7 protein-coding genes are annotated in these 26197 nt (G+C 47.1%); 1 reads left to right on the forward strand and 6 read right to left on the reverse strand.

Annotated elements, in window-relative coordinates; all coding sequences use genetic code 11:
* Nucleotides 1-3 precede the first annotated feature (3 nt).
* From PJIAN_RS03805 to PJIAN_RS03820, 4 genes are all read right to left on the reverse strand, one after another.
* Nucleotides 4-615, reverse strand: a complete 612-nt coding sequence (locus PJIAN_RS03805; RefSeq protein WP_068702161.1) for an L-threonylcarbamoyladenylate synthase — start codon at nucleotides 613-615, stop codon at nucleotides 4-6.
* A gap of 108 nt (nucleotides 616-723) precedes the next feature.
* Entirely contained in the window at nucleotides 724-1875 is a 1152-nt protein-coding gene (locus PJIAN_RS03810) for a glycosyltransferase (RefSeq protein WP_068702163.1), read from the reverse strand.
* 117 nt (nucleotides 1876-1992) lie between these two features.
* A complete protein-coding gene (locus PJIAN_RS03815) occupies nucleotides 1993-2694 on the reverse strand; it encodes an LrgB family protein (RefSeq protein WP_068702165.1) in 702 nt (233 codons plus the stop codon).
* A complete protein-coding gene (locus PJIAN_RS03820) occupies nucleotides 2687-3028 on the reverse strand; it encodes a CidA/LrgA family protein (protein WP_068702731.1) in 342 nt (113 codons plus the stop codon). The genes PJIAN_RS03815 and PJIAN_RS03820 overlap by 8 nt, the downstream gene beginning before the upstream one ends.
* A gap of 210 nt (nucleotides 3029-3238) precedes the next feature.
* On the opposite strand from PJIAN_RS03820, the gene proB reads away from it, so the two are divergent.
* Nucleotides 3239-4324, forward strand: a complete 1086-nt coding sequence (gene proB, locus PJIAN_RS03825; protein ID WP_068702168.1) for a glutamate 5-kinase — start codon at nucleotides 3239-3241, stop codon at nucleotides 4322-4324.
* 37 nt (nucleotides 4325-4361) lie between these two features.
* On the opposite strand, the gene PJIAN_RS03830 is transcribed toward proB, so the two are convergent.
* Together PJIAN_RS03830 and PJIAN_RS03835 are read right to left on the reverse strand one after the other, a co-directional pair.
* Nucleotides 4362-5792, reverse strand: a complete 1431-nt coding sequence (locus PJIAN_RS03830; protein WP_068702170.1) for a TlpA family protein disulfide reductase — start codon at nucleotides 5790-5792, stop codon at nucleotides 4362-4364.
* A gap of 112 nt (nucleotides 5793-5904) precedes the next feature.
* Nucleotides 5905-26193, reverse strand: coding sequence for a hypothetical protein (locus PJIAN_RS03835; RefSeq protein ID WP_153802477.1), 20289 nt, complete (start codon nucleotides 26191-26193; stop codon nucleotides 5905-5907).
* Nucleotides 26194-26197: the final 4 nt, after the last annotated feature.

The raw sequence follows: 26197 nt of genomic DNA on the forward strand, positions 1-26197 counted from the left end.
TCTTTAAAGCTCCACTTTTCCTTTTCCCTGACGGACAATTTCTGGTTCTTCGCCTGTACAGTCGATAACGGTAGAAGGCTTGATGTTTCCGAAGCCGCCGTCGATAACCATATCCACTTCATAAATGTATTTTTCGCACATCAGTTCGGGATCGGTAAGATATTCGAGCACATCATCGTCGTCATCACGAAGCGAGGCCGAAAGGATCGGGTTGCCCAAAGCCTTTACCAGTTCTATTGTGATATTGTTGTCCGGTACACGGATGCCGACTTCCGACCGTTCTTTGAACAGCTTCGGCAGTTTGTTGCTGCGGTTCAGAATAAAAGTGAACGGGCCGGGCAGCAAACGTTTCATCAGTTTGAAGGTATTGTTGTCGACCTTGGCAAATTCGCTGAGGTGGCTCAGATCGGAGCAAACAATCGATAGGTGCGCTTTTGCCGGATCGATACCACGAAATTTGCAGATTTTTTCTACCGCCCGGGCCTGGAAAATATCGCATCCGAAGGCATACACGGTATCGGTAGGGTAGATAATAACGCCGCCATTTCTCAAGACCTCCACGGCTTGTTCCACGGCTTTTGGGTTGGGATTTTCAGGGTAGATTTTCAGTAGCATAAGGTTATATACAGGTTATTCATTGGCGATTATAGAGTCAGTAGCCAAGATAATAGAATCAAGACAACTGCTAAACTGGAAACAGCTTTGATCTTGATTCTTGGTTCTTTAATCTTTTGTCTCGAGTTGTTTGTACAGTACTTCAAATTGTTCGGTCATGGCTTCCCAGGTAAAACGCTTGCGTTCTTCGGCAATCGTTTCTGCAAAGTGCGGAGCTCCCCCGATGGTATAGAACTTCTCGATTGCTGCGGCAATGCTTTCGGGTGAAGATTCGGCAACAAAACCAGAACGCCCGTCGGAAACGATTTCGGCCAGTCCGCCCACGTTGGTAACAATCATCGGGACCGAGAACTGGTAGGCAATCTGCGTTACACCGCTTTGGGTGGCATCTTTATACGGTTGTACCACCACATCAACAGCCGAGAAGTAATATTTTACTTCGTCGTCGCGGATAAAGGAATCGTGTACCAGAATATCATCCTGAAGTCCAAGTGATTCAATTTGAGTGGTATATTTTTCTTTGTTATTGTAGTATTCGCCGGCAACAATCACTTTCTTTCCTTTTGTCAGCCCTTTATCTTTCAATAGTTTCCATGCGTCAATCAACAAGTCGAGTCCCTTGTAGTCGCGGATAATACCGAAGAAAAGCAGGTATTGTGTATCTTCCGATAAATTGAGATGAGCAATGGCTTCTTTGCGCTCTATGCGTTCCCCGAAGTTGGCAAATACCGGGTGCGGAGAGAAAAGTGCCGGTTTGGAGGTTGTGAATTTATCGAGATCCTGTTTCACCTGCTGCGACATGTAGACAAACCCGTCGACGGAACGGACAAAATAGTGTGTCAGCCACGAATCGAAAAAGTGAGCTTCGTGAGGCACCACGTTGTCGAGTTGCGAAAAGATGCGGGTATGTTTGTTGCTTTTTGCAAGGTAACAGATAGTTCCGAGGCAGGGGGCCAGAAAAGGAGTCCAGTATTTCACCAGTACCATATCGGGACGCTCTTTACGAATGCGCAGACCCATACGTATCCAGTTGAACGGGTTGACCGAATTTACACACCGTTCGATGTCGATGCCTTCGGGTGCTGCCGATTCGGAGTATTGTGTTTTGCCGGGGAATAGAAAATTAGGATACTGTACAGTAAAAGTTTTTATGTTCAGTTGTTTCCCTTTTTTTAGGAATGTACGAGCCAGCATTTCGTTGAACGAAGCTATTCCTCCACGGTAGGGATAAGCTGTTCCAAGTATGGTGATTTTATTCATAGAGTCTTTGGTTTGTATTCTCAAGTATAGTCTTCAAAAAGTGGGAATGAGTTGGGTTAACCACAAAGGACACAAAGCTCTTTGTGTTTAGTACATAAAGCACAAAAATACAAACATTTATTCGAAAAACCGCATGATGGCTTCAATAACGGGAACCATCACGGCAGTGACTACTCCCATCAATCCGATGGCCAGTCCGCTGATGGCGCCTTCCACAGCACCAAGCTCCATGGCGCGGGCGGTTCCTACGGCATGTGCGGCCGAACCAAGTGCCAGTCCGCGTGCCAGTTTACTTTCAATGCCCAGTTTTTTAAGAATAAACGGACCAATCACAGCCCCGAAAATGCCAACAAGAATTACAACAATGGCTGTCAGTGCGGGAATGCCGCCCGAATGCGCACAAACGGTAACCGCAATCGGGGTCGTTATTGATTTCGGTTCGAGAGAGGCAACAATGCGAGGGTCTGCACCTAAAGCTTTGGCAATGAGTATGACGCTTACGATCCCTACCACGCTTCCTATCAGAATGGCCGTCACCATGGCGGTGATGTTACCTTTCATGTGAGTCATTTGTTCGTAAAGCAGATAGCCTAACGCAACTACTGAAAGACCAAGCATAAAGTCAATGATTTTGGTTGCTTCGGCATACTCCTGATAAGGAATATCTGCGGTTTTGATTCCGGCAATGATAACCAGTAAGGAAGTAATCAGCGGATGCAGCAGCATTATCTTTGTTTTGCGGTATCCCCACAATGCAACCACATAGACACCAATGGTAAATGTCAGCAAAAATAGTTGGGAATGAATGAGGTTATGCATCTTTCTTTCCCTCCATCTTTTGAGCGATCAGTGCCACAACGACAAGCACCAGCACAGTGCTGACGGCCGACGCAATGGTAATTGCAGTTAAGAATTTGCCAATCAGGGCATAAGATGCTATCAGGCCAACCCCAAGTGGAATGAAAAACAGCATCATGTTGTCCAGAAAAAAAGTGGCTGACTTGCGCACTTGCTCCGGCTTTATAATCTTAAAAACCAGCGAAAGGAAAAGCAGCAACATACCCATGATGCTTCCCGGGATAAAATTACCGATGAGATAGGCAACCAATGTCCCCAGAAAATAGTAGAACAAAAGAATGAAAATCCCTGCCATAAGTCTAAAATTAAAAGGATAAATAAGAGAAATTTTATGGTAGAAATTAAGGCGGATAATACAAAACAACTTGTTTGTTTTGCGGTTGCAAAGATACATACAATCTGCCGAAAAGCGTTTCTCTGATTTCGGAGTTGACGTAATATTTTGTTACTTTGCAGAATAAATCAGAATACAAAGTTTACTCAGATCCCTTAAAGAGCAAACAATATGATAAAGTACAAACGTATAGCGGTAAAAGTAGGCAGTAACGTGTTGACTCGTCCCGATGGGCGGTTGGATGTTACGCGGGTTTCTGCCATTGTCGATCAGATTTCTGTATTGCATAAAGCCGGTGCAGAGATAATTTTGATATCTTCCGGTGCTGTGGCTTCGGGGCGAAGTGAGATTAAGCCGCACAAAAAACTGGATGCCGTTTCGGCACGACAGCTGTTTTCTGCAGTAGGACAGGCCAAACTGATCAACCGTTATTATGAACTTTTCCGCGAACAGGGCATTGCCTGCGGGCAGATTCTTACCACAAAGGAGAATTTCGGAAGCAGGTCGCTGTACCTTAACCAGAAAAACTGCATCAGCGTGATGCTCGAAAACAAGGTGATTCCTATTGTAAATGAAAACGATACAACCTCTATCACCGAACTGATGTTTACCGATAATGACGAATTATCGGGATTGATGGCAACCATGATGGATGTGGATGCGTTGATTATACTCAGCAATGTAGACGGTATTTACAACGGCAATCCATCCGATCCGGCCTCTCATGTTATCCGGCAAATACTTCCCGGCCAGCAGGATATGGACGATTACATCTCCGACCAAAAATCGACGCTCGGGCGGGGCGGAATGCATACCAAATGTGCCATTGCTCAAAAGGTAGCCGCCGAAGGTATTGCGGTAATGATTGCCAACGGAAAGAAAGAGAATATTCTGCTCGACTTGCTTAAGAAGTCGGAGACTACTATATGTACTTTGTTTGTACCCAGTGAAAAAGAGATTTCGAGTGTGAAGAAGTGGATTGCACACAGCGAAGACTTCGCCAAAGGTGTTGTTTACGTCAATGCCGGAGCAGAAGAGGCATTGCTTGATGAATCGAAAGCCAGCAGCCTTTTGCCTGTAGGAATTTCCCGCATAGAAGGTGAATTTGAAGAAGGCGACATTGTCAAGATCATTGGTGAAAGCGGTCGCACAATTGGGGTAGGGAAGGTTCAATACGACTCTGCTTCAGCGCGAAAGCTCGTCGGTAAAAAGGGGCATAAGCCTTTTATCCATTACGATTACATGAGTTTAGACTAACATGATAAAGGCTCCCGATCAGGAGCCTTTTTTTGTATTATTGAGCAATTGCTTTTTCCATATCATCGGCGTTATTCGGCAACGCCACTATTTTGTTTGTTTTGGCATCGACCAGTACCATGGTCGGCGTTGACAATACGAAATAGGCACTAGCCTCGGGACTTCTTACGCCCTGTTCGGCTCTTTTGTGCTTAAATGCCGGATACTTCAAGACCGCTTTTTCCCATAAAGGAATCTCGGTTGGCGTTTCGTCTAAGCTGATAGCAAACACATCGATCAATTCCCGGTGTGCCGGCATATCGTACCAGGGATACAGTTTTTCCAAAACCTCTCTGCAGTGCTGGCAGTCGGCCGACCAAAACAAAACCAGCTTGTATTTTGCTTCCGTCTTAAAGTCATGGAACTGAATCGTTTTTCCGGAACTCAACTTCCATGCAAAATCGGGAGCAACGGCTCCTGCCACCAGAGTCTCTATTCCTTTTATTCTGGATTCGATGGCTTGTCGTTTACTGGTCATGCACAAGGGATCATTCATATAAGGTTCCAGCATTTTAAGTCCTTTTGTAATATTGAACGCCTCATATCCCTGATAAAAGTAATCAACCATCCAGCCATAAACGATCGGGTCTCCCAGTTTGGCCTTCTCGATAGCACGGTTTCCGGCCAGAGTGAATAACGAATCCCGCAAAGCTACTGTTGTAGACATCGAACCGTAAAGATTGACATATTTGCTCATCCAGTCTTTGAGTTCCGCTGTGCGGATCATCAACGGATCTTTGAAATTGGCATCGTCGAAATAGTGTGATATGAGGCTGTTGAGCCGTTCCTGCTCGTTGCCATGCCAGTCGATACTCTGTAATTTTTGAAACTGAAATGTTTTGGAAATAAACAAATCTTTATACTGATTCGTTTCTCTGTCGATCCATTGATTATATTCAGTTCGCCGCTTCTCAAATTCTTTGACTCCCATGGTAAAAAACGATGATTGGGGCTGGTCGTAACTTAGGAGAAAATTCTGAAGTAAACCAATCTGTTCGCGTTTTTTCATGTTCTCTTTCATGAATACCTCGTACATGGCATTTTCCTTTTCTCCCGGTTGGAAGTAGGTACTATCCTTTTTTTGTAAGGCTCTGGGGTTAACCCATAGTTCCAGATTTTGATTGCTGACAAATATTAGCTTTTCGGAAGGATATGGGGTACTGGTTTCCTTTTCCTGATAATCGAAGCGAAGAACAAATTGGCTGGGCACCATGTCTTTGGTAAATTCCAGCGTCGTGCTTTCTCCATTTTTGATAGCCGGGCTCTCGATAACCGGCTTCAAAGCCTTAGGGCCCGCCATGGCAATAACACTCACCTTACTGGAATATACCCCTCCAAGATGAATTTTTAATTTTAGAGTTTGAGCGTCTATGTTAGAAATGGACAATACAGATCCAAACAGAATGAAAAGAAAAAGTTTACTGTTCATGCAAAATTTATTTTGGGCGCAGATAAAATAAATGGATTTATCTACAAAGAAAAACGTGTGCAAAAATAAAACGTTTTTCTTTGTAGATATCCATGGATAGTGATAATAATTGTTACGGGCGAATACAGCGTAAAGATGCACCAATTGACTTACCGCTATACGTAACGTAACTTGCTCCGGAATACAGATACATCATATATCCGTTATCAGTTCCATATTGTGCGCTAGACCAGTACCAGCCATAAGCTCCTTTATTGGTCATTGAACCACCACTCAGGTATCCGGCCAGATGTAATTTTAGCACCGAGTTGAATGCTTCTGCCGGGCTGGTCCAGTTTTGAGGAGGAGCATCGGCATTAAGCCATTCGTTATAGGTAGGAATCCGCCAACTTCCACCAAGCAATAAACTACAGGGATCGTTTGCAGGGCCCCAGTTCGCCGATTCTGATATACTTCCGTTCCATGCACTTGCCGGAGTTCTTGTAGATCCGTCATGTTTGTATCCTTGCGAGCGGTTGAATTGCCAATACCAACCAGCGGATGCTTCCGTTACGTCGCCAGCGGATGATGCCTGTTGATCAGCTCCCAGATTCTGTGTCAGCCAGCAAGCAGGACTTCCCGAAATGCTCGAGCTGATGGAATGGTATGTCACAGTTTTACTTACCGGGGCTCCGTTAACTCCTGCCGTATGCGTTACAGAGAATGACTGCGGACACATTTTGAAACTGGTTACGGTTGGACTATATGTTGTTCCTTTGCTGTTGGTTGCATAAGCACGAACATAGTAGGTAGGACCTTCACTTAAGCCGGAGATGGTTGTTGTAAATATGCCGGTACCACTACCATTAGCAATCTTATTGTCAGAAGTAGTAGGAGTACCAGTCGTGTTCCAACAAATACCTCGTTCTGATACATTAGCACCTCCATCCAAAGCTACAGTTGCAGTTCCGTCAGCCGTAGTAGCCGTCATTCCCGCAGTTGGGAACGTGATGTTACTTACAGAAGGAGCCGATATGGTAACTGCATCGCGGAGACAGCGCAAAGGAGCAGCATATGCCTTGTCGAGATATGAAATGGAAGAACCCAGATAGATGTCATCTCCGTTACTTGTATTGTATTGCGTACTAGCCCAGAAATAACTGTAGCTACCACGGTTTTGCAAAGCACCACTGTTATAAGCCAAAAGACCTGTATGATGAAGTTTGATCACAGAATTCCAGCCATCGTTGGCACTTGTCCAGTATTGAGGTGGCGAAACAGCTGCAGTCCATTCCGTCTTGGTTGGTATACGCCAACCAAGGCCAAGCAATAGGTTACAGGGGTCATTGGCAGTACTCCATCCACTACTTTCCGAGATGCTTGATACCCATGGCGTCCATGCATTAGATGGCGTGAGGGTAGAACCGTCATGCTTGTACCCTTGCGAACGGTTAAACTGCCAGTACCAGCCGGCAGAAGCTTCCGAAGCATCGGTCAAAGCAGTAGCCTGATGGTCAGCACCCAGGTTTTGTGTTAGCCAGCAGGCAGCACTACCCGATATGGTTGTATTGATAGAGTGATAGGTAACGGTCTTGGTTACCGGAGCTCCATTCAGGCCGGCAGTATGAATCACATCAAATGCCCTCGGGCATATTTTGAAACTGGTAACGACAGGGCTGTAGGCAACACCTGTGCTGTTTATAGCATAAGCACGCACATAATAAGTCGGACCTTCTGTTAAGCCGGTCATAGTTGCAGTGAATGAACCAACATCGCTTCCGGAGGTAATTTTATTGTCAGATGTTGTCGGAGTTCCGGTTGTGTTCCAGCAGATACCCCGTTCGCTCACAGTTGCTCCACCATCGATAGTGATGGTTGCCGTACAATCTGCCGTTGTTGGCTTTATTGTTGCATCTGGTATAGAAACATTGCTTACCATTGGAATTGCAGTAGTTACTCCCTGACGTATACAACGCAGCGGAGCAGCAATCGATTTGCCACTATATGTAACCACACTTGAACCGGAATACAGATACATCATATATCCGTTATCCGTACCATATTGTGTGTTGGACCAGTACCAACCATAAGTTCCTTTGTTGGTAATTGAACCTCCACTCAGGTAACCTGTCATGTGTAGTTTAAGTACCGAGTTGAAGGCATCTGCCGGGTTGGTCCAGTTTTGAGGAGGAGCATCGGCATTCAGCCATTCGTTGTATGTTGGTATACGCCATCCTGTGCCCAGCAGCAGACTACAAGGATCGTTCGCGGGTGCCCAATTAGCGTTTTCGGATATGCTTGGCCACGTTTCCCATGCATTTTTCGGCAACCAGCTGGATGTACCGTTGGGAATATACCCTTGCGAACGGTTGAACTGCCAGTACCAACCGAGTGCGGCATCTGATCCGTCATTAGTGGCTGAAGCCTGTTGATCAGCACCAAGGTTCTGTGTCAGCCAGCAAGCCGGGCTACCTGATATACTGGAACTGATAGAATGGTAAGTCACAGTCTTGGTTACCGGAGCTCCGTTTGTCCCTGCATTATGAATCACAGTGAATGTTTGTGGGCATATCTTAAAGCTGGTCACGGTAGGACTGTATGTTGTGCCTTTACCGTTTGTAGCATACGCTCTGACGTAATAAGTTTGAGATTCCGATAAAGCAGGCATTGTAAGGGTAAAGATTCCAAGGTCGGTACCTGAGTCTGTTATTACATTGTCCGAAAGCGTAGGCGCTATTGTTGATGAATTATTCCAGCAAAGTCCACGTGCTGTGATAGCAGAGCCTCCATCCGAAGCTACAGTTGCAGTTCCATCAGCCGAGTTGGCGGTCATTCCCGAAGTTGGGAAAGTGATGTTACTTACAGAAGGAGCCGATATGACCACAGCATCACGGATACACCGTAAAGGAGCAGCATATGCCTTGTCGAGATATGAAATGGAAGAACCCAGATATATATCATCTCCGTTACTTGTATTGTATTGTGTATTAGCCCAGAAATAACTGTAGCTACCACGGTTTTGCAAAGCACCACTGTTATAAGCCAACATTCCGGAATGATGGAGTTTGATCACAGAGTTCCATGCATCGTTGGCACTGGTCCAGTATTGAGGCGGAGAAACGGCAGCCGTCCATTCCGTCTTGGTCGGTATACGCCAACCGAGGCCAAGCAACAGGTTACAAGGGTCATTGGCAGTAACCCAACCACTACTTTCCGAGATGCTTGATGTCCAAGCAGTCCAGGCGTTGGACGGCGTGAGGGTAGATCCATCATGCTTGTACCCTTGTGAACGGTTGAATTGCCAGTACCAGCCGGCAGAAGCTTCCGAAGCATCGGTCAAAGCAGTAGCCTGATGGTCAGCCCCCAGGTTTTGTGTTAGCCAGCAGGCCGCACTACCCGATATGGTGGTGTTGATAGAGTGATAGGTAACGGTCTTGGTTACCGGAGCTCCATTCAGGCCGGCAGTATGAATCACATCAAATGCCCTCGGACATATTTTGAAACTGGTCACAACAGGACTGTATCCGGTTCCCTGACTATTTATGGCATAAGCACGTACATAATAAGTCGGACCTTCCGTTAAACCGGTCATAGTTGCAGAGAAAGTGCCGACACCACTTCCGGAAACAATTTTATTATCAGATGTTGTTGGATTTCCTGTCGTGTTCCAACAGATACCCCGTTCACTTACAGGAGATCCCCCGTCAGTAGGTACGGTTGCCGAACAATCTGCCGTTGTTGTCTTTATTGTTGCATCTGGTATAGAAACATTGCTTACCATTGGAACTGCAGCGCTTACTGCCTGACGTATACAACGCAGTGGAGCCGCAATCGATTTGCCACTATATGTAACCACACTTGCACCGGAGTATAAATACATCATATAACCGTTATCCGTACCATATTGTGTGTTGGACCAGTACCAGCCATAAGTCCCTTTATTGGTAATTGCACCGCCACTCAGGTAACCTGTCATGTGTAGTTTAAGTACCGAGTTGAATGCATCTGCCGGGCTACCCCAGTTTTGAGGAGGAGCATCGGCATTCAGCCATTCGTTATATGTCGGTATACGCCATCCTGTACCCAGCAGCAGACTACAGGGATCATTAGCGGGTGCCCAGTTAGCGTTTTCGGATATGCTTGGCCACGTTTCCCATGCATTCTTCGGCAACCAGCTGGATGTTCCGTTGGGAATATACCCTTTTGAACGGTTGAATTGCCAGTACCAGCCAAGTGCGGCATCTGATCCGTCATTAGTGGCTGAAGCCTGTTGATCAGCACCAAGGTTTTGTGTCAGCCAGCAAGCCGGACTACCTGAAATACTGGAACTGATAGAATGATATGTCACCGTTTTGCTTACCGGAGCTCCGTTTGTTCCAGCAGTATGAATTACAGTAAATTCTTGCGGGCAAATCTTGAAGCTGGTTACCGTAGGACTGTATGTTGTTCCTTTACTGTTGGTTGCATAAGCACGGACATAATAGACTGGCCCTTCCGACAAACTGCCCATAACGCCTGTGAAATTACCAATTCCACTACCAACTTTTATGACATTATCAGTCAATGTCGGGGTGGCACCGGTGGTATTCCAGCATAAGCCTCTTTCGGTCACCGTAGCCCCTCCATCCGAAGCCACTGTCGCCGTTCCTGCTGCTGTATTAGCCGTCATTCCCGAAGTTGGGAAAGTGATATTACTTACAGACGGAGCCGATATGACAACAGCATCCCGGATACACCGTAAAGGAGCAGCATATGCCTTGTCGAGATATGAAATGGAAGATCCCAGATAGATATCATCTCCGTTACTTGTATTGTATTGCGTATTAGCCCAGAAATAACTGTAGCTACCACGGTTTTGCAACGCACCACTGTTATAAGCTAAAAGTCCGGAATGATGGAGTTTGATCACAGAGTTCCATGCATCATTGGCACTAGTCCAGTATTGAGGCGGAGAAACAGCCGCAGTCCATTCCGTCTTGGTCGGTATACGCCAACCAAGGCCAAGCAATAGGTTACAGGGATCATTGGCAGTAATCCAACCACTGCTTTCCGAGATGCTTGAGATCCATGCAGTCCAGGCATTTGACGGAGTCAGTGTAGATCCATCATGTTTGTAACCTTGTAAGCGGTTGTACTGCCAGTACCAGCCGGCAGAGGCTTCCGAAGCATCGTTCAAAGCTGTAGCCTGATGATCAGAGCCCAGGTTTTGCGTTAGCCAGCAGGCAGCGCTACCCGATATGGTTGTATTAATAGAGTGATAGGTCACGGTCTTACTTACCGGAGCACCATTCAAGCCGGCTGTATGAATAACATTGAACAATCTTGGGCATATTTTGAAACTGGTCACAACAGGACTGTATGCCGTTCCCTGACTGTTGGTCGCATAAGCACGAACATAGTATGTCGGGCCTTCAACTAAATTAGTCATACTACCGGCAAATGAACCTAACCCTGATCCACCAACAATTAAGCTATCCGCAGTAGTTGGAGTTCCCGTTGTATTCCAACAGAACCCACGCGAAGTAACGGTTGCTCCTCCGTCGGTTGTAACGACTGCAGAGCAGATAGTCTTGGCGGCGCTCATTGTTGAATCAGGTATAGATACATTGCTGACCATAGGAACAGAAAGCGTTACTCCCTGACGTATACAACGTACCGGAGCAGCAATCGATTTGCCACCATATGTAATCATACTTGCACCGGAATACAGGTACATCATATACCCGTTGTCCGTACCATATTGTGTGTTGGACCAGTACCAACCGTAAGATCCTTTGTTGGTAATTGCACCGCCACTCAGGTAACCGGTCATGTGCAGTTTAAGTACCGAGTTGAATGCGTCAGCCGGGGTGCCCCAGTTTTGAGGAGGAGCATCGGCGTTCAGCCATTCGTTATATGTCGGTATACGCCATCCTGTACCCAGCAACAGATTACATGGGTCGTTAGCGGGAGTCCAGTTAGTGTTTTCGGATATGCTTGGCCACGTTTCCCATGCATTTTTCGGCAACCAGCTGGATGTACCATTGGGGATATACCCTTTCAAACGGTTGAACTGCCAGTACCAACCGATTGTAGAGTCATTGGCATCTGAGAATGAGGTAGCCTGCTTGGAAGCACCTAAATTCTGTGTCAGCCAGCAAGCCGGACTGCCTGAAATACTCGAGCTTACAGAATGGTATGTCACTGTCTTGCTTACCGGAGCTCCGTTTACACCAGCTGTATGGATGACCGAGAATGTTTGCGGACATAACTTGAAGCTGGTTACAGCCGGACTGTATGTTGTTCCTTTGCTATTTGTAGCATAGGCTCTGACATAATACGTTTGAGATTCCGACAAACCGGACATTGTCAGGGTAAAGTTTCCAAGATCGATATCTCCATCAGTAATTACATTGTCCGACAGAGTAGGAGCTATTGTCGATGAATTATTCCAACAAAGTCCACGTGCTGTGATAGCAGAACCTCCATCAGAAGCCACGGTTGCAGTTCCGTCTGCCGTAGTAGCCGTCATTCCCGAAGTTGGGAAGGTGATGTTACTTACAGAAGGAGCCGATATGACAACAGCGTCACGAAGACAACGCAAAGGAGCTGCATATGCCTTGTCGAGATATGAAATGGAAGACCCCAGATAAATATCATCTCCATTGCTGGTATTGTACTGTGTACTAGCCCAGAAATAACTGTAACTACCACGGTTTTGCAAAGCACCACTGTTGTATGCCAAAAGACCTGAATGATGGAGTTTGATAACAGAGTTCCATGCATCGTTGGCGCTGGTCCAGTATTGAGGTGGCGATACGGCTGCAGTCCATTCCGTTTTGGTCGGTATACGCCAACCGAGGCCAAGCAATAGGTTACAGGGATCGTTGGCTGGAACCCACACGCTACTTTCAGATATACTGCTTATCCACGGAGTCCATGCATTTGACGGAGTCAGGGTAGATCCATCGTGCTTGTACCCTTGTGAGCGGTTGAACTGCCAGTACCAGCCGGCAGAAGCTTCCGAAGCATCGTTCAAAGCTGTCGCCTGATGGTCAGCTCCCAGGTTTTGCGTTAGCCAGCAGGCGGCACTACCCGATATGGTTGTATTAATAGAATGATAGGTCACAGTCTTAGTTACCGGAGCACCATTCAGCCCGGCGGTATGTATCACGTCAAATGCCCTCGGACATATTTTGAAACTGGTTACAGCAGGGCTATAAGCGACACCTTTGCTATTGATAGCATAAGCACGTACATAGTAAGTTGGACCCTCAGATAGTCCACCAAGGGTTGCTGTGTATACTCCAAGTCCTTCTCCTACAGCGATCTTGTTATCAGTTATTACAGGCGTTGAACCTGTGGTATTCCAACAAACACCTCTTTCCGTAACTTTTGCACCTCCATCTGTTGCTACTGTTGCTATGCCGGCTGCTTTTGTCGTTGTTATGGTCGAATCAGGAATGACAACATTGCTGACCATAGGAACAGAAAGCATTACTCCCTGACGTATACAACGTACCGGAGCAGCAATCGTTTTGCCACCATATGTAATTATACTTGCACCGGAATACAGATACATCATATATCCGTTGTCCGTACCATATTGTGTGTTGGACCAGTACCAACCATAAGTTCCTTTGTTGGTAATTGCTCCGCCACTCAGGTAACCTGTCATGTGCAGTTTAAGCACAGAATTGAATGCGTCAGCCGGGGTGCCCCAGTTTTGAGGAGGAGCATCGGCGTTCAGCCATTCGTTATATGTCGGTATACGCCATCCTGTACCCAGTAGCAGATTACAGGGATCGTTAGCGGGTGCCCAGTTAGCGTTTTCGGATATGCTTGGCCATGTTTCCCATGCATTTTTCGGCAACCAGCTGGATGTACCGTTTGGTATATACCCTTTCAAACGGTTGAACTGCCAGTACCAGCCAAGAGCAGCATCTGATCCGTCATTAGAAGCTGAAGCCTGTTTATCAGCTCCCAGGTTCTGTGTCAGCCAGCAAGCCGGACTGCCTGCTATACTCGAACTGATAGAGTGGTAAGTGACGGTTTTGGTAACCGGAGCTCCATTTGCTCCTGCAGTATGAATTATAGTAAATTCTTGCGGACATATCTTAAAGCTGGTTACAGTAGGACTATAAGCTGTTCCCTTATTGTTGATTGCGTATGCACGGACGTAGTAAGTCGAATCTTCCGATAAATCCTCTATCTTTAACGTAAATGTACCTATAGACGCATCTGCATCTTTGATTACGTGATTAGATACGGTTGGTGCAGTTGTCGATGATGTATTCCAGCACAATCCACGTTCGGTTACGGTCGCTCCTCCATCGGAAGCCACTGTAGCAGTTCCTGTTGCTGTAGTAGCCGTCATTCCTGACGTTGGGAATACGATGTTACTTACAGAAGGAGCTGTTATGGTAACAGCATCACGGATACAGCGCAATGGAGCAGCATAAGCCTTATCGAGATATGAAATGGAAGAACCCAGATAGATATCATCTCCGTAACTTGTATTGTATTGTGTACTAGCCCAGAAATAACTGTAGCTACCACGGTTCTGCAAAGCACCGCTGTTATAAGCCAAAAGTCCGGAATGATGCAGTTTTATGACAGAATTCCATGCCGCTGTTGCACTGGTCCAGTATTGAGGAGGAGAAACAGCTGCAGTCCATTCAGTCTTGGTCGGGATACGCCAACCGAGACCAAGCAACAGGTTACATGGGTCGTTGGTTGTAACCCATACGCTACTTTCCGAGATGCTTGATACCCAAGGAGTCCAGGCATTTGACGGAGTCAGGGTAGAACCGTCGTGTTTGTACCCTTGTGAGCGGTTGAACTGCCAGTACCAGCCGGCCGAAGCTTCCGAAGCATCGGTCAAAGAAGTAGCCTGATGATCAGCTCCCAGGTTTTGTGTTAGCCAGCAGGCAGCACTACCCGATAGGGTGGTGTTGATCGAATGGTAAGTAACAGTTTTAGTTACCGGAGCACCATTCAGCCCGGCGGTATGTATCACATCAAATGACCTTGGACATATTTTGAAACTGGTTACAACAGGGCTGTAGGCAGTTCCCTTGCTGTTTGTGGCATACGCACGTACATAATAGGTTGGCCCTTCTTCAAGGTCAGCAAGTGAAATGGTAAACGTTCCTGTTCCGTTCCCACCTGAGATAGTATTATCCGATAGCGTCGGATTTCCTTTTGTATTCCAGCATAGTCCTCTGCTGGTAACCGCAGCACCTCCGTCAAGAACTACAGTGGCAATACCGTCTGCAGTTGTAGACGTGAGAGTTGAATCCGGAATCACCACTGCACTAACAGAAGGAATCGTTGGCGTCAATGATTGACGTATACAACGTAGTGGAGCGCCAATTGTTTTTCCACCATATGTAACCACACTTGCCCCCGGATACAGATACATCATATAGCCGTTATCCGTACCATATTGCGTACTAGACCAATACCATCCATAAGATCCTTTGTTGGTAATTGCACCACCACTAAGGTATCCGGTTACGTGTAGTTTAAGCACCGATTTAAATGCGTCAGTCGGACTGGTCCAGTTTTGAGGAGGAGCATCGGCATTCAGCCATTCATTATATGTCGGTATACGCCATCCTGTACCAAGCAACAGATTACAGGGATCGTTAGCGGGTGTCCAGTTAGCGTTTTCGGATATGCTTGGCCACGTTTCCCATGCATTTTTGGGCAGGTAGCTTGAGGTTCCGTTAGGAATATACCCTTGCGAACGGTTGAACTGGAAGTACCAGCCGATGGTTGAATCGTTGGCATCGGTTACCGATGTTGGTGCTTTATAAGCTCCCAGATTTTGAGTTAGCCAGCATGCCGTTTTTCCTGATAAATCTGCGGCAATAGAGTGGTAGGTAACGGTTCGTGTTACTGGAGCCCCATTGGTACCGGCTGTATGTATGACATCAAATTTGGTCGGACAACTGATAATTGTTGTTACCGAAGGACTATAAGCCGTTCCGTATTTATTGGTTGCATAAGCACGCACATAATAGGTGGTACCTTCAACCAGATCATCCATGGTTCCCTGGAACGATCCTGTACCTGACCCTCCGCTAACAATGTTATCGGCTATTGTCGGAGTACCCGTCGTGTTGTAACATAATCCACGAGCAGTTACAGAAGCTCCGCCATCGGATACAACAACAGCAATACCAAGAGCTGACGTTGTTGTACGCGAGCTATCCGGTAATGTGATATTACTTACCATCGGAATGCCGCGGGCAATGGTATCACGGATACAACGCAAAGGAGCAGCGTAAGCTTTATCTAAATATGATATAGAATACCCATTGTATATGTAGTCTCCGTAACTAGTATTGTATTGTGTGCTTGCCCAGAAATAGCTGTAGCTACCACGGTTCTGTAATGCGCCACTATTATATGCCAACAATCCTGAATAATGAAGTTTAAGTACTGATTTCCATGCATCGTTAGAACTTGCCCAGTTTTGAGGAGCTCCCGCGGCAGCACTCCATTCTGTTTTTGTAGGAATACGCCATCCGAGACCCAACAGCATGTTACAAGGATCGTTCGATGCACTCCAGCCGCTACTTTCGGAAATACTGCTTACCCACGGTGTCCATGCATTGGATGGAGTCAGGGTAGAACCGTCGTGCTTATACCCTTGCAGACGGTTAAATTGCCAGTACCATCCGGCGCTTCTTTCAGCCGATTCCGTCAGTGCTTTTGCCAGTGTGTCGGCACCCAGGTTTTGTGTCAGCCAGCATCGGAGCGCTCCCGTAATCTTAGTACTTACAGAATGGTACAATACCGTTTTGGAAACAGGTGCACCGTTGAATCCGGCGACGTGAATAGCCGTAAATGTAGACGGACAACTCTTGAAGCTGCTTCCGTCAGGACCATAGCCTACCCCTGCACTGTTCACGGCAAAAGCACGCACATAGTAGCTCGGGCCTTCTTTCAGACCAGAGATGCTGTCTTTGAATATACCTATACCAATGCCGCTGTCAATGATTACATTGTCGGCCATCGTCGGATTACCGGTAGTGTTCCAGCAAATACCACGTTTGGTCACCGCAGCGCCACCGTCGTCAATAATTTCGGCGGTAGTAACAACCGAAGTATCGGTAATTGACGAGAATTTAGCTTCACCTACTATTGGCGGTATCGGCAGCGTTCGTACCGTATCTGTTTTGCCATATGTTGTGCCTAAACTATTGGTTGCATAGGCTCTGATAAAGTATACGCTGTCGTGTTCGAGCCCTTTTATGGTACTGGTGAAGCTTCCAAGTCCGTTGCCATTCACTGTCTTTGTTATCAGGGAAATTGACGGAACTACCGTGCTGCTCCAGCAAACACCTCTTACCGTTACCGGCATACCACCATCCGTAAGTACTTTACCTCCTGAAATTATTCCGGTACTCCAGATTGAGTCGGCTTTAGCGGTAATTACAGTCGGAGTGGTCAGTGTGGTTAAGGTATCGACATTCCCATAGTTGATACCCATTGTGTTGATAGCATAAGCTCTCACGTAGTAGGTGGTACCTTCTTTCAGACTGTCAAGAGCCAGCGAATAAGTTCCGGTGCTTGCCGTTGAGTGTGCCTCGTGCAGGCTGTCGATGGTTGGTATTCCGGCGTAACTGTAGCAAACACCGCGTCCGGTTATCGGTGCACCGCCATCGCTGGTAATGTTACCGCCACTCACAGCCGTAAACTGCCATACCGATTTTGCTTTTAACGTTATAACAGTAGGCAATGTCGGTGTGGTAAATTTAACCGGAGACGTGCTGAATCTGATACCAACGCTGTTGGTTGCATACGACCAGATATAGTATGTTGTATTTGGTGTCAGGTTTATCACTGTGCCGCTGATAGCGGTACCGCCCGCACCATTCGATACGAGACTGTCACCCGGATTAATGCCGGTAGGCTTGATACCTGTAGTGTTCCAGTAAACGCCTTTGTCCATGATTGGCGATCCGCCGTCGGTAATTACCGAAGCAACTGCATCTGCCGTTGTCATTTTGATGTTTGACATAACGGGGATGCTTACCGTAGGACGAACCGGATAAGTCACGACACTATCCTGCAAACCATAAGCAGTTCCCAGACTATTTGTTCCGAATGCACGGATGTAGTATTTCTTGCCTGGCAACAAACCGGTTATTGAGCTGGTGAAGCTTCCTGTTCCTCCCGTGCTGGCAAATAGTTTGGAGCTTAGAGACGTCGTGGGGTTCGGAGTAAGACTCCAGCAGACTCCGCGTTCATTTACAGGCATACCACCGTCATTCAGAATGGTACCTCCGCTTATAGCCAACGTACTGTCAACGTAAGTATGAGGTGTTGTAGTTACAGTCGGTAATTCTACAGGATGTGTTTTGAACATCACCTGACTTCCGTAAGAAGTACCTACAGCATTGGTTGCGTAAGCTCTCAGGTAGTAAACGGTTTCCGGCTTCAATCCCGTCATGTTTGCGAAGAACTCTCCAATGCCGGTAGTGGTGTTGTCTACTGTTTTAGTGTCAAGCGCAATAGTCGGATTACTGTAAGTACTCCAGCAAAGACCACGAGCCAGAATCGGAGAACGCCCGTCGTCGGTGATCTCGCCTCCACTGGTAGCAGTGGTTGCAATGATATTAGTAACCGGCTTGGTTGCTGTTAATGTGGGAAGGGCATCCGTTAGTATCGTTTTTTCTATACCGTATGCCGTACCGATTTTGTTTACTGCGTAAGCCCGAACGTAGTAAAGCGTATTGGGGGATAAGCCGGTAATCGAACTTACATAGCTGTCGGTACCTGACCCGTCGTATGTGCGAATATCATCCACGGTCGGGTTGGTATGGGTAGCCCAGCAGAGCCCTTTCAGCGTAACCGGAGCACCGCCGTCGCTGGTAATGTCGCCACCGCTCTTGGCTGTATAACCACCTACCTGAGTAATATCTTTCGTGAGGAGGCGGGGAGCTGTCGGGAATATAGTGACGCTTACCTGGTTGCCGTATGCTGTTCCTGCACTATTGGTTGCGTAAGCTCTTACGTAGTATGTAAGGCTCATGCTCATACCGGTGATTGTGCTGGTGAACGACCCGCTGCCCGTTCCATCACTTGTTTTGTTGACGCTTACCGTATCAGGGATAAAGTTTGCGTTTGTACTCCAGAGTACACCCCGGGCGGTAACAGCTGCACCTCCATTGTCTGTAATATTTCCACCGGTTACCACCGATGTTTTTGAAATGATCGTGGTATAGGTAGTTGTAATCGTTGGAGCAATGGCCGGAGTGGTGAATGCCCTTTCCTGTCCATACCCTGTACCTTGGTTGTTTGTTGCATAAGCACGTACGTAATACGTGGTAGCCGGTTTCAGACCGGTAAGCTTACTATCGAACGAATTACCTGTACGAGGATCATAGGTCGTTTTGGTTGAAAGACTGATTGTCGGATTATGGCCTATACTCCAGCAGACACCCTGATTGGTGACCCCGGCTCCGCCATCGGCAATAATCTCTCCGCCACCGCTTGCCGAGATACCGTTGGCCGAAGCAGCTATACTGTCGGTTGTTACTGTCGGAACTGTCAATGTTGTGAAGCTTAGTTCGTTTCCGTAAGCCACGCCGACTTTATTGATAGCAAACGCTCTGATATAGTAAGTCGTACCCGGCTTCAGGCTGCTCAATGCCGTGGTGAAGTAACCATTGCCGGTACCTGTTTGGGATACTTTGTTGACAACTACGGTATCGGCACGGAATCCTGAAACAGTGCTCCACATCATACCACGGGTGGTAACAGGTTCACCTCCGTCGTCAGAAATGTAGCCTCCGCTGTATGCTGTTGTTCCTCCGATAGACCATGCATCGCGCGTAGTGAGCTTGGCAAGGGTAGCCGGATCGGTAATGAAGCTAAGCAGATTTCCATATGCTGTTCCTGCAACGTTGGTAGCATAAGCCATTATGTAATAGGTAGTGTTGCCTTTCAAACCTGTAATGTTACTGATAAACGAGCCGATACCTCCTCCGTTGTATGTTTTATGGACGGTTACCGTGTCGGGGTTGAACGACGCAATTGTGCTCCAAACTACACCACGAGATGTAACATATGAACCTCCGTCGTTGGCAATGTCACCACCGCTCGAAGCTTTTGTGCTTCCGGTTGCTGTAGCATAAGCAGTGGTCAGGCTCGGTACTGCCGGTGTTGTAAAGCTGACTTCATCGCCGTAAGCAATTCCTGCACTGTTGATTACGTAAGCCTTTACATAGTACGTGGTATTGGGCTTCAGGCCATCCATCGAATGAGTGAAGCTTCCTACGAAATAACCGGTTTCAGCCGTCTTATTATGAATTATCGTATCTGTATTGAAGTTCGGAACTGTACACCAGAACAATCCACGGGTAGTTACCACAGCGCCACCGTTAGTCACAATTGTACCACCGCCTGTAGCAGAACTTGCCGATTTCAGGGTGACCTTATCCGTTACAATAGTGGCTATTGTAGGCGGTTTTGTTGTAAAGCTGATTTCGTTTCCGTAAGCAAGGCCGACGCCATTGACAGCATAAGCTCTGACATAATACGTCGTACTTCCCAACAGGTTGGTAATGTTGCTCGTAAAGGCAGCTTCTCCCGGACCGTTGGTTGTATGGTCATTGTCAGTTGTCGGGTTGTGGCTTGTACTCCAGCAAACTCCGCTTGATGTAACCGACGATCCTCCATTCGTTAAAATAGTTCCTCCACTGATAGCAGAGACATTTGTGATTGTGCCCGGGTTGGGTGCTGTTGTTTGTACCATGGGCACTTCAAGAGTCGAGACACTTACTTCGTTACCGTAAGAGGTTCCGATACCATTAGTTACATAAGCCCGGATGTAGTATGTGGTTCCTTTTTTCAATCCTGAAATGACAGAAGTAAAGCTTCCTGTCGTCGAAAGTGAGTTTCTGTTAGCTACCACGGTGTCGGGTTTAAATCCGGAAACGGTGCTCCAACACATACCACCTGTTGTAATAACAGAGCCACCGTTGCTCGAAACATTACCACCCGAAGTGATACTTCTTCCGTCGCTGCCACTGGTGCCATTAACTGTAGTCAGTGTGGCCAGTTCGGGAGCTCCGGTCATAAACATTACAGGATCACCGTAAGCAATTCCTGCACTGTTGATAGCATAGGCGCGAACGTAATAAATGGTGTTACCCATCAGGCCGGTCATTGTATGAATGAAGTCTCCGATACCGATAGTACCTGTTGTATGAGGATCTGCAATGGTTGGAGAATTGGTGGTACTCCAGCACAAACCGCTTGTTGTGACAGGTGCGCCTCCGTCACTTGTAATTGATCCTCCGCCTTTGGCTGTTGCTCCGGTAGTTGCAGTTACAGCAGAGGTAGTGATGGTAGCCGGAGTAACTGTAGTAAACGTGATGTCGGATCCGTACGCTATACCTACACTGTTGATAGCATAAGCACGGGCATAATATTTTGTTTTTGGGGTCAGACCGGTTAATACACCTGAGAAGGTACCAACACCCGCTCCATTTGCAACGTGATTTATATCAATTGTCGGAGAAGCGCTTGTATTCCAGCAGATACCTCTTTCAGTAACATCAGCACCTCCGTTTGCCGTTACGTTACCGCGTACTTCGGCAGTGGTTCCTCCAATATTAATAGCATCTACCGTTGTAACCGTAGGCACTAATGCAGAGGCAGTCACGAAGCTTACTTCATTACCGTAAGCCACACCGGCAGTGTTCATTGCATACGCACGAACATAGTAGCGTGTACTTCCATACAGTCCGGTTATAGAGCTGGCAAAAGTTCCGATTCCTGAACCATTGGTGATGTATTCGCTCGTCAGAGTAGGATTAGGAGCAACACTCCAACATACGCCGCGTGTTGTCACAGGATCGCCACCGTCGCTGGTGATAATACCTCCGGTGGTAACCGACGAGTTGGTCACATTTGTCGGGGCAATGGTAGTAAGTGTGGGAACAACATTGGTGATAAATGTTTTATCTTCACCGTAGGTTGTACCCGCACTGTTTGTAGCATACGCTCTCACATGGTACGTTGTGCCTGCTGTCAAACTGGTAGCTTTGACGTAATAGAGGCCTAATCCGATACCGTTACTTTGGTACGAATCCGAAATTGTCGGGTTGGCGGTTGTGCTCCAACATACCCCGCGTTCGGTTACTGACGAACCACCTTCATCCATTACCTGTCCTGAAAGACGAGCCGATACTCCGTTAATTGAATCAATTGCAGCTGTAACCACAGCAGGAGCGCCCGGAGATACGGTAACCAAGCTATCCAGATTACCATACGATACTCCGGCGGCATTCACGGCATAAGCCCTTACATAATATTTTACGGCAGGAATCAATCCTGTGATCGAACTGGTAAACGATCCGGTGCCATCGCTTCCTAAGGCTTCCGATGTCTTGGTAGAAAGAGCGGTGGTCGGATTCTTGCCAAGGCTCCAGCATATACCACGGGATGTAATCACAGAGTTTCCTGTATTGCTGATAACCCCTCCGCTTTGAGCGGTTGTGTAGCCGATGTTATTCGGAGCAATGGTTGTAATTGGCACGAATGCAGCCGTTATAAAGCTGATTTCGTTGGTATATCCGGTACCGCCTGTGTTGGTTGCATATCCTTTTGCATAGTAGGTTACACCCGGAGAGAGACCTGTAATGTCGGTCGAAAATTCTCCCAGATCATTGAGATTAACAGTAGCCGACGGAATATAGTCATAGTGAATTCTGTCGGTAGTAATACAAATACCGCGCGAAGTGACAGGCGCACCTCCATTATTGAGAATACTGCTGTAACCGGTTCCTGTGGTGCCGGTAATATTCATTACTCGAACCAAAGGAAGATTGAGTGCCGGAGGAATTGCCGGAGGTGTCACAAACTGAATAATGTCGCCGTATGATGTTCCGTAACTGTTGACAGCATAAGCTCTGACGTAATAGATGGTGTCGCCCCACAATCCGGTGATGTTGCTTGTAAAGATACCATTCCCTGTACCGTCGTTGGTTTTTATTGCCGAAGGATCGTCAATAGGTTCACCTTTTTTGCTTATAATAATACCTCTTGATGTGATCGGAGAAGCTCCGTTGTCGGTAATATCTCCGCCTCCGATGGCGGTCATGCTGGTCACATCATGAACCTGTAGGGTAGTCACGCTTGGAGCACCCGGAATTATCATGAACGTTTTGTCCTCGCCATACGCGTAGCCTACGCCGTTGTACGCATAAGCACGAACGTGGTAAGTCACATTGGGTTCGAGTCCTGTCAGTGTGGCCGAATACAGGCCCAATCCTGAACCTGATGCTACAGCTGATGAATAAACGGTTGGGTTTGCGGTTGTACTCCAGCATACACCACGTGTAGTAACGGGCGAACCTCCATCCGAAAGGACATTACCACCTCCGGTTGCTGTATTGTTTACAAACGAAGAAACCGAAAGGGTTGTTACTACCGGATAATTCAGCGTTGTCAGACTGTCCAGTTCGCCGTAGGCTGTACCTGCAACGTTTACGGCATACGCCCGTATATAATATTTCGTTCCGGGGGTCAATCCTGTCAGTACGCTGCTGAATGTTCCCACGTCGGCGCCGTTTGTTGTGTGGCTGTCGGTTGTTGTTGGATTTTTGCTAGTGCTCCAGCATACTCCTCTTGCCGTAATGACCGCATTACCAGGATCGGAAATGAATCCACCGCTTTGAGCCGTTGCTCCTGCAATATTGGACGGGTGCGTGGTGGTTATTGTAGCCAGTGATGCGGTAATAAAGCTCACTTCGCTGGTATAAGAGGTACCCGCACTATTGGTGGCATATCCTTTGGCGTAGTAAGTAACACCGGAGGTGAGACCTGTTATATTGGCATAGAATGTTCCGACATCAGATCCGGTTACGGTTGTGGAAGGAACATATTCATAATGAATACGGTCGGTACTCCAGCAGATACCACGCGCTGTTACCGGTGCTCCGCCATTGTTGAGGATAGTCATGCTTCCTTTAGCCGATTCGGATGTAACATCGGTGATGTGAATAGCAGCAGAGTTAAGTGCCGGTGGAACAGGAGGCGGTGTGGTAAACATCAGCAGATTACCATACGATTTGCCATAACTGTTCACTGCATAGGCACGAACATAGTAGGTGGAGTTACCTAACAAGCCGTCGAGGGTACTAGGGAACAGTCCAACACCCGAACCGTCGTCGGTAATTACGTGCGAAGGATCGGACAACGGATCTCCCTTGGTGCTCCATACGATGCCTCGTTTGGTGATAGAGGCTCCGCCATTGCTGGTAATATCACCGCCACTTATTGCCGAAATACTTGTAATATCTGTAATGTCGAGCGTAATAATTGTAGGTGCTTCGGGGATAATGATAAATGTCATATCATCACCGTATGCAACGCCGACACTGTTGCGGGCGTATGCTCTCATGTGATAGGTCACATTGGCCGTCAGTCCGGTTAAGGTACTGTAGAATAAGCCCAGTCCCGAGCCATTGATTGTATGGTAGGAATTGACAGTCGGATTTTCAGCCGTATCCCAGCATACACCTCTTTCAACCACTTCGGCACCTCCGTCCGAAAGTACTTCACCACCGCCTACACCGGTATCATTATTGAATGCTGCTGCATCAATAGTACGAACTTTAGGATAGTTCAGTGTGGTGAGGCTATCCAGATTCCCATAAGCAGTACCTGCGCCATTTACAGCATAAGCGCGCACATAATATTTTTTACCTGGTTTCAGACCGGTCATCGAACTGTAATAGTTGCCTATTCCGCTGTCGCTGACAGGTTGAACCGTTTTGGTTGCCAAATCGGTTGTAGGATTGGGGATAGTATCCCAACAAACACCTCGCACGGTAATTACCGAGTATCCGACGTCAGCAATCGTTCCTCCGCTTAATGCCGTGGAACCTGTTACATTGCTTGGAGGAATGGTGGTGATATGTACCAGCGCTGCTGTACAGAAGCTTGTTTCGCTGCTGTAACCTGTACCGGCACTGTTTTTCGCGTAACCTTTGATGTAGTAGGTAGTTCCCTGATCAAGGCCAGTCAGGTCAGTGATAAAGGTGCCGATGTCAGTAGGAGTAACAGTAGACGATGGTATGTAACTATAGGTTAAATGATCGGTTGTGTAACAGATACCACGTTCGGTTACCAATGCGCCGCCATTGTTTTGGATAGTGCTGGTGCATGTGGCCGACGAGCCTGTTACATTCTTAACCGTCACGATAGGGTTCAGTACCGGAGGAACCGGTGCCGGTGTAGTAAACTGTACCAGGTTGCCATAAGCTTTACCTGCACTGTTTACGGCATATGCACGGACATAGTAAACTGTATTGCCTAACAGTCCGTCGAGCGTACTTGGATATTGTCCAACACCTGAACCGTCGTCTGTTATTATGTGCGATGGATCGGAAAGAGGATCTCCCAAAGCACTCCAAATGATGCCGCGATGAGTAACGGAAGCGCCTCCGTCGGCAGTGATGTCGCCGCCACTTTCGGCTGAAATGCTGGTAATATTTTTGGCATCCAAAGTGATGATGGAGGGCGTTGATATCGGGGTAATGAATAACCGGTCTTCGCCGTATTCAACACCTTGTGAATTTACTGCATAGGCACGAACGTGATAGGTGGTATTCGGAAGCAATCCTGTAATATTGCTGGCAAACAATCCTAATCCGGAACCTGTTACCGGTTGCCGTGTTTTTGAAGTAAGCAGCGTGTCCGGGTTGATATTCGGACTCCAGCAGACACCTGTGAGCCAAATGTTAGCTCCGCCATTCGATAAAACGTTTCCACCTCCGGTTGCCGTATAAGCGGTTATATTCGTAGGAATAGCCGTGATGACGATCGGGTGGCACATAACGTCCTGCCAGTCGGTACCGTTATAAAAGCGTATGGTTTTGGATGTTGAATTGACATAGAAAGCTCCGGCAGAGAGTCCTGTGGGTGCAGGATTGTTGCTGATTACAGGCAGTTTGTATGTTTTTACGGCCGAACCGGAAATGAAACTGTTATTGTCAGAGATGCTGCCCATTAATAAGTCGGTCATTTTCGACCAGGTAGTGCCGTTATACACCATCACCGATTTGGTAATCGTAGAGTAGTAAACAGAACCGGATTGCGGGTTTAGAGGAGCATCACTCAACGACGGCAGGAAAGGAATTCCGTTTTTGACTACAAAATAATCCTGCGCAGTTGATGCGGTTATATTATTGGTACATAAAGTTTCCCATCCTGTACCGGTGTAAATAAGCGGTTGAGAGTCGGTGCTGCTGAAGATAAGCATCCCGTTTTCGGGAGACGAAATAGACGACGGATTAATTACAGGAAGATGCGGAATTCCTCCGATCACCCTGAAATAGTTCTGCCCGTAAGCCATGCTGAAACCAGCAAGCAGTAATACAATCCTGAAAACCGATATGTAGATAAGTCTTTTCAACCCA

The organism is Paludibacter jiangxiensis, assembly GCF_001618385.1.
In the GTDB taxonomy this organism is placed as follows: domain Bacteria; phylum Bacteroidota; class Bacteroidia; order Bacteroidales; family Paludibacteraceae; genus Microbacter; species Microbacter jiangxiensis.

Excerpts from the sequence above, each read along its gene's own strand:
- PJIAN_RS03805 (WP_068702161.1), bottom strand. The coding sequence starts at position 615 with ATGCTACTGAAAATCTACCCTGAAAATCCCAACCCAAAAGCCGTGGAA.
- PJIAN_RS03810 (WP_068702163.1), bottom strand. The coding sequence starts at position 1,875 with ATGAATAAAATCACCATACTTGGAACAGCTTATCCCTACCGTGGAGGA.
- PJIAN_RS03815 (WP_068702165.1), bottom strand. The coding sequence starts at position 2,694 with ATGCATAACCTCATTCATTCCCAACTATTTTTGCTGACATTTACCATT.
- PJIAN_RS03820 (WP_068702731.1), bottom strand. The coding sequence starts at position 3,028 with ATGGCAGGGATTTTCATTCTTTTGTTCTACTATTTTCTGGGGACATTG.
- proB (WP_068702168.1), top strand. The coding sequence starts at position 3,239 with ATGATAAAGTACAAACGTATAGCGGTAAAAGTAGGCAGTAACGTGTTG.
- PJIAN_RS03830 (WP_068702170.1), bottom strand. The coding sequence starts at position 5,792 with ATGAACAGTAAACTTTTTCTTTTCATTCTGTTTGGATCTGTATTGTCC.